The organism is Desulfurispora sp. (genome assembly GCF_052744395.1).
In genome coordinates this window covers 23,875-29,874 of record NZ_JBRAJI010000036.1, presented here as the reverse complement: position 1 = coordinate 29,874, position 6,000 = coordinate 23,875, and the positions used below count along the sequence as shown (strand labels likewise).

The 6,000-nt window shown below is 53.0% G+C and carries 7 protein-coding genes; 1 reads left to right on the top strand and 6 read right to left on the bottom strand.

Translation table 11 applies throughout. The features are described 5' to 3' along the window. The coding region (locus ACUVTU_RS10070) for a hypothetical protein (protein ID WP_445889835.1) at positions 1 to 210 on the top strand (210 nt) is incomplete at its 5' end. Positions 211 to 223: 13 nt separating this feature from the next. Here the strand turns inward: ACUVTU_RS10070 and lysS are convergent. From lysS to ACUVTU_RS10040, 6 genes are all read right to left on the bottom strand, one after another. Beyond that, positions 224 to 1,735, bottom strand: coding sequence for a lysine--tRNA ligase (gene lysS, locus ACUVTU_RS10065; RefSeq protein ID WP_445889834.1), 1,512 nt, complete (start codon positions 1,733 to 1,735; stop codon positions 224 to 226). A gap of 43 nt (positions 1,736 to 1,778) precedes the next feature. Continuing rightward, the gene (gene greA, locus ACUVTU_RS10060) at positions 1,779 to 2,255 is read right to left on the bottom strand and encodes a transcription elongation factor GreA (protein WP_018085462.1); all 477 of its coding nucleotides are present in this window, start codon (positions 2,253 to 2,255) and stop codon (positions 1,779 to 1,781) included. A 228-nt stretch (positions 2,256 to 2,483) separates the two neighbouring features. After that, positions 2,484 to 3,569, bottom strand: a complete 1,086-nt coding sequence (locus tag ACUVTU_RS10055; RefSeq protein WP_445889833.1) for a shikimate dehydrogenase — start codon at positions 3,567 to 3,569, stop codon at positions 2,484 to 2,486. A 12-nt stretch (positions 3,570 to 3,581) separates the two neighbouring features. Continuing rightward, positions 3,582 to 4,109 (bottom strand): transcriptional regulator, encoded by a 528-nt coding sequence (locus ACUVTU_RS10050; RefSeq protein WP_445889832.1) that lies wholly within the window; start codon positions 4,107 to 4,109, stop codon positions 3,582 to 3,584. A 140-nt stretch (positions 4,110 to 4,249) separates the two neighbouring features. Beyond that, complete coding sequence (gene dusB, locus ACUVTU_RS10045) at positions 4,250 to 5,215, bottom strand: tRNA dihydrouridine synthase DusB (RefSeq protein WP_445889831.1); 966 nt, start codon at positions 5,213 to 5,215, stop codon at positions 4,250 to 4,252. A 12-nt stretch (positions 5,216 to 5,227) separates the two neighbouring features. After that, positions 5,228 to 5,998, bottom strand: coding sequence for a type III pantothenate kinase (locus ACUVTU_RS10040; protein ID WP_445889830.1), 771 nt, complete (start codon positions 5,996 to 5,998; stop codon positions 5,228 to 5,230). Positions 5,999 to 6,000: the final 2 nt, after the last annotated feature.

The window sequence follows — 6,000 nt, the reverse complement described above, 5'->3', positions numbered from 1 at the left end:
CTAACGACCTCTCTTACCCTGCGCTGTTCAGTTTTCAAGGATCGCGTCACAGCATTTGTAATGTTACCAGATACAATCTCGGTTGTCAACACTTTTTTGACTTTTTTCGGCCGGCTGCTACCAACAACCGGCCGAGCCTGTCCAGCATTCCAAGCTGCCTCGGCAGCAAAAGTAAACATACCACAGAAAATGAATATTGTCATCTGGTAATTAATTCCATACACTATTCCCGGGGCCGCATCAGCGGAAACAGGATTACATCACGAATGGATGAAGAGTTGGTGAGCAACATGACCAGCCGGTCTATACCGATGCCCAAACCTCCCGCCGGCGGCATACCATACTCCAGGGCGGTAATGTAATCTTCATCCATCATGTGCGCCTCTTCATCGCCTGCTTTCCTTTTTTCCACCTGTTTCAGAAATCGCTCTTTCTGATCCAGCGGGTCATTTAGCTCGGAAAAAGCATTGGCCATTTCCCGGCCGTAGATAAACAATTCAAAGCGATATGTAAGTCCGGGTCGGTCCGACATGCGCTTGGCCAGCGGGGAGATTTCCACGGGATAATCCGTGATAAAGGTGGGCTGAATCAGGTTGGGTTCCACCTTGTCTTCAAATACCTTGTTCAGCACACTGCCCCAGGTATCCTGCTCCTCGACCTCCACACCGATCTCCCTGGCCGCCAGTCTGGCAGCAGCATCGGTTTTAATCTCACCAAAGTTAAGACCACTGTATTTTTGCACAGCTTCCAGCATAGGCAGCCTGTTCCAGGGCGGGGTCAGGTCAATATGAGCATCTTCATAAACAACTTTGGTGGTACCCAGCGTTTTCAAAGACACCTCGGAGATCATGCTTTCGGTCAGCTGCATCATGTCCTGATAATCGGCATAGGCCTGATAGAGCTCCAGCATGGTAAACTCCGGGTTGTGTTTGGTGGAGATACCCTCATTGCGGAAATTGCGATTTATCTCGTAAACTTTTTCAAAACCGCCCACCAGTAATCGTTTCAGGTAAAGCTCCGGGGCGATGCGCAGGTAAAGCTTCATGTCCAGGGCATTGTGATGCGTGATGAAGGGACGCGCTGCCGCACCACCGGCAATGGGGTGCATCATGGGTGTTTCCACTTCCAGAAAACCCTGTTGCTCCAGATAATTGCGTATAGCCTGGATAATCTTGCTGCGCAGAACAAAGGTTTCTTTCACTTCAGGGTTGACAATCAGATCGACATACCGCTGCCGGTAGCGCAGTTCCACATCCTTCAGTCCGTGCCACTTCTCCGGCAGGGGGCGCAAGGACTTGGCCAGCAGCTGAAAATCTTTAATTGCTACAGTGATTTCCCCCATGCGGGTTTTGAATACCTTACCCTGGACGCCGATAATATCACCAATATCCAGCCGGGTAAAAAGGTCGTAGGCCTCTTCACCCATGTCGTTCAGCCGGGCATACACCTGAATTTTCCCCGCTCCGTCCTGCAAATGGGCAAAACCGGCCTTACCCTGCACCCGGCGGGAAATAATCCGACCGGCGATAGTCACTTCCTGGCCTTCCAGAGAGTCATAATTATCAATTATTTGTCTGGATACATGAGTACGCTCATACTTCTCCCCGTACGGCTCAATTCCCCTGGCTCTCAGGTCGGCCAACTTTTCCCGGCGTACCCGTAACAGCTCGTTCAAGCCGGTCAATTCTTCCTGCAGAACATCCTTTTCTCCCCGCTCCATATTCTCACCAGTCATTTTTCTACCTCCAAAGTTGCTGACACTTACTCCCAAAGGGAAATTACCTCAAAATATCTACAATTTGATATTTTAAGATTCCCGCCGGCACATTTACTTCCACAATGCTTCCTTTGGGCTGACCCAGGATGGCTTTACCAACCGGTGATTCATTGGAAATCTTGTTATTGTCTGGATCCGCCTCCACAGAACCGACTATGGTATACTCCACCTCGTCACCGAACTCCAGGTCTTTAAGCAAAACGGTAGAACCCAGACTGACCACATCGGTTCCCAGGTTGACATCGTCGATTACTTTGGCATTGCGCAACAGATTTTCCAAATCCATAATCCGGCCTTCGATAAAAGCCTGCTCGTTCTTGGCATCGTCATATTCGGAGTTTTCACTGATATCGCCAAATTCTATGGCCTGTTTGATGCGCTGGGCCACTTCGCGCCGGCGTACGGTCTTGTAATGTTCCAGTTCCTCCTCCAGCTTTTTCAGACCTTCAACAGTCAGCATTACCTCTTTTTCCCGCATATAAATTTTCTCCCTTACCAAATATTATTTTTCTCCCCGATTACCGCCAACATCCATAGCCTGGCTATGGCTTGAAGAAGCATTATCAATATATGTTTTTTGGTCCGGATTATGCACATAACATTTACAGCACTGCGGCCGGCCACCGACTGCAGTGCTGCTTTACTAGCCTTCCTTTGCAGGACATTATAAGTAGCAACCAAATATTTGTCAAGATTTACTTGCACTTCAAAGGGCCTCCCTGAGCCTCCTGGCTTCCGCCCGGCGGCGAATCTGCTCAATCTGGCCCAGCTCCATCGCCCTTTCAAAGCTGCGCAGGCCGGCCAGCTTAAAACCATGTTTTCTGGCCAGGGCACTGATCTCCTCCACCTGCTCCAGAGTAATGTCGCGTCCCATGGAATAGTTTTCCAGTCTATTTTCCAGGGCCAGAATCATGGTTTCCGCCATGCAGGCATAGGCCATGCGGGGGGGGAAGCCGAAATTGAAGTGAAAGTCCACATCACCCGGCACCTCTACCACACCGCCTTCCACCACCAGCACATCATCCCTTTCCTCGGCCACCTGCCGGCTGACATTGCGCGGCCGGGATACATCGCAGACAATAGCACCTGGCTGCAGATCTCCGGGGCCAATAATTGTATCTACCGCACTGGTCACAGCTATAATAATCTGGGCGGAACGCAAAGCAGCCCGCACATCGGCGGTGACATGCACCGCCAGACCACTTTCATAAAGAATTCTGGCGGCCACATCTTCCAGCCTGGCCCGGTCCCGGGCCACCAGTGTCATATTCTTCACTTCCCGGGCCAGCAGCCTGGCACATACTTTACCGATCGAGCCGGTTGCTCCCAGCACCGCCACGTGAACCTTTTTCAGATCATAACCCATCAAACGGGCGGCCTGTTTGGTTCCTTCTATGGCCGTGGCCACGGTGTAGCTGTTACCGGTAGTCACAGCGATGCGCAGGTTTTTGGCTACTGTAACGCCGGCATCCCCCACTACCGAGGTAAATGCTCCCAGACCGAGAATGCGCGCCCCCAATTTCTCGGCCAATCGACCGGCGGCAATAATCTTGTTCAACACAAATTTCTCGGGCAGACTGATCATCTGGGCTGCTGTGAGCGGACAGCTGACAAACCAGCCCCTGGTTTGGGCATGAGGAGAGACCACACCGGTTATTTCCGACACTTTGAGAGGTGGAGCCAGCCGGAAAACCCTCTCCACCATTGGTTCCGGAAAGAAGCGTAAATAGGGAAATTTACGCAAGTAGTCCTGATGGTCCAGCGGGTGAATCATGAAAGCAAAATCTGCCAAGATTTCCGCCTCCTATGCCTTTTTTATTGCCCGTACCAGCTGGCGCAATGATTCCGGCTCCACATAAACGTCTTCCTGCAGGGGGGAAGGGCCCAGCTCATATCCCACCACGGGTTTGTCCAGCACCGCCTGGATAATTCTGATCCGCTTGTTGGAGCCCAGCACAATAATTTGTTCAAATGTATGCGCCCGGGCAATCAGCTCCATAATAAAATTGAATATCTCCAGCCCGGATCTATTTTTGACAAAATCCCATCTTTCGGCTTCGGTGAGCAGAAAAACCAGTTCCACCCCTTCTTCGGCCAGCATGTCCTGCAGTTCCTGTTTATTCTTGATGGGAAAACCCACAACGGCCAACCGGGCCGCCTTTTTTACCTCGGCCAGGCTTTCCAGGCGGCAGACAAAGGTACGATCTATACCCAGACGGCTGGCCACCTCGGTCTGCGACATCCCCCCGGAGCGCAGCTCCAGTATTTCTTCAATGATATTCTCCAGTCTTTTTTTGCTGACCAGCTTGTCACCAATGCGGTGAAAATCCATGCCACTTCACCACCATTGTTTCCTAAAAAGGCCAAAATAATGTGCACAATCCTGTGTACAGGTATTTTAATATCAATATTAACAGTGTTTCCCAATCATTACAAGGGCATAAAAAAAGGGCCAGGCCCTTCAATGATTTTTTATTCCAGATCCAGTGCGCTGTACAATATCTGCTCCATTCTTTCAATGGTATCCGCCCGGTTGAGTTCTTCCCGCAGCCGGGCGGCTCCTTTCAGTCCCCGCACGTACCAGGCCGCATGTTTACGCATTTCCCTGACCCCGATATATTCGCCTTTGCTTTCCACCAGCAGGCGCAAATGCTGCAGGGCGATCTCCAGGCGCTCCCGGCGGCCGGGAGGAGAGAGTAATTCTCCCGTCTGCAAATAATGTACGGTATCCCGAAATATCCAGGGGTTACCCATGGCGGCCCGTCCAATCATCACCGCGTCGCACCCGGTCTCCTGGAGCATGGCCCGTGCCTCCTGCGGCGATCGTACATCACCATTGCCGATCACCGGAATGGACAGGGCCTGTTTCACCCGGGCTATGGTCGACCAGTCGGCCCGCCCGCTGTAAAATTGCTCCCGCGTACGGCCGTGTACGGCCACCGCACTGACTCCAGCTTCCTGCAACATGCGGGCAAACTCCACAGCTACAATTTGCCCGCTATCCCACCCGATGCGCATTTTCACCGTTACCGGTACTCGCACTGCCCGCACCACCGCCCGTACAATGCGCTCCGCCAGCCCGGGCTGGCGCAAGAGAGCGGCACCTTCACCATTTTTGACAATTTTGGGCGTGGGACAACCCATATTAATGTCTATGATCGTAGCGCCTCTTGCCTCCACCATGGCCGCTGCTTCCGCCATATGTTCGGGGCGAGAACCGAAAATCTGCACAGATAGCGGAGGGGGTTCCCCGGTAATGTCCAAAATCTTTTCCGTACGCAAACTGCCATATACAAGTGCCTGATCGCTGACCATTTCAGTGTACAACAAGCCGGCACCGGCCTGCCGGGCCAGCAACCGAAAAGCCCGGTCGGTCACGCCGGCCATGGGGGCGCTAACCACCGGGTTGTTGATCACTACCTGCCCGATCCGCCACATTTTTGCTCCTCTTTATAAATGCCTGTTCCGCTCATAAATCAGCCGTAAGCCCTGCAAAGTGAGCAGGTTGTCCACCACATCAATACTGCTGGTTTCCCTGGCAATAAGTTCGGCCAGCCCGCCGGTGGCAATTACCCGGCACTGTCCTCCCAGCTCTTTTTTCATCCGTCCCACGATAGCATCCACCTGTCCGGCAAAACCGAAGATAATACCCGACTGCATGCTGGACACCGTGTTGCGGCCAATCACCGCAGCCGGGCGTACCAGCTCCACCCGCGGCAGCTTGGCCGCCCGGGCGAACAGCGCCTCGGTGGAAATGGCTATGCCGGGGGCTATGGCACCGCCCAGATATTCCCCCCGGGCATTAATGGCACAGAAAGTGGTAGCCGTCCCAAAGTCTACGATTATGATGGGCCCACCGTATTTTTCATAGGCGGCCACCGCATTGACAATGCGATCAGCTCCCACCTCCCGCGGGTTTTCATACTTGATGGCAATACCGGTCTTGATACCCGGACCGACCACCAGCGGCTCCACTCCGAAATACCTTTGCGCCAGTTCCTCCAGGGCCCGCATCAGCGGCGGTACCACCGAAGATATGACCACAGCCTGCACATCGGACATGGGAACAGCGTGGTGCTGAAAAAGCGCAGCCAGCAGCATACCGTATTCATCTGCTGTGCGCTGGGTGGAAGTGGAAATGCGCCAGTGCGCCAGCAGTTCCTGATCCCGGAACACGCCCAGGACGATATTGGTATTGCCGACATCAAAAACCAGGATCATAA

Coding starts and splice junctions, on each gene's coding strand:
- lysS (WP_445889834.1), bottom strand. CDS start 1,735: ATGACTGGTGAGAATATGGAGCGGGGAGAAAAGGATGTTCTGCAGGAA.
- greA (WP_018085462.1), bottom strand. CDS start 2,255: ATGCGGGAAAAAGAGGTAATGCTGACTGTTGAAGGTCTGAAAAAGCTG.
- ACUVTU_RS10050 (WP_445889832.1), bottom strand. CDS start 4,109: ATGGATTTTCACCGCATTGGTGACAAGCTGGTCAGCAAAAAAAGACTG.
- dusB (WP_445889831.1), bottom strand. CDS start 5,215: ATGTGGCGGATCGGGCAGGTAGTGATCAACAACCCGGTGGTTAGCGCC.
- ACUVTU_RS10040 (WP_445889830.1), bottom strand. CDS start 5,998: ATGATCCTGGTTTTTGATGTCGGCAATACCAATATCGTCCTGGGCGTG.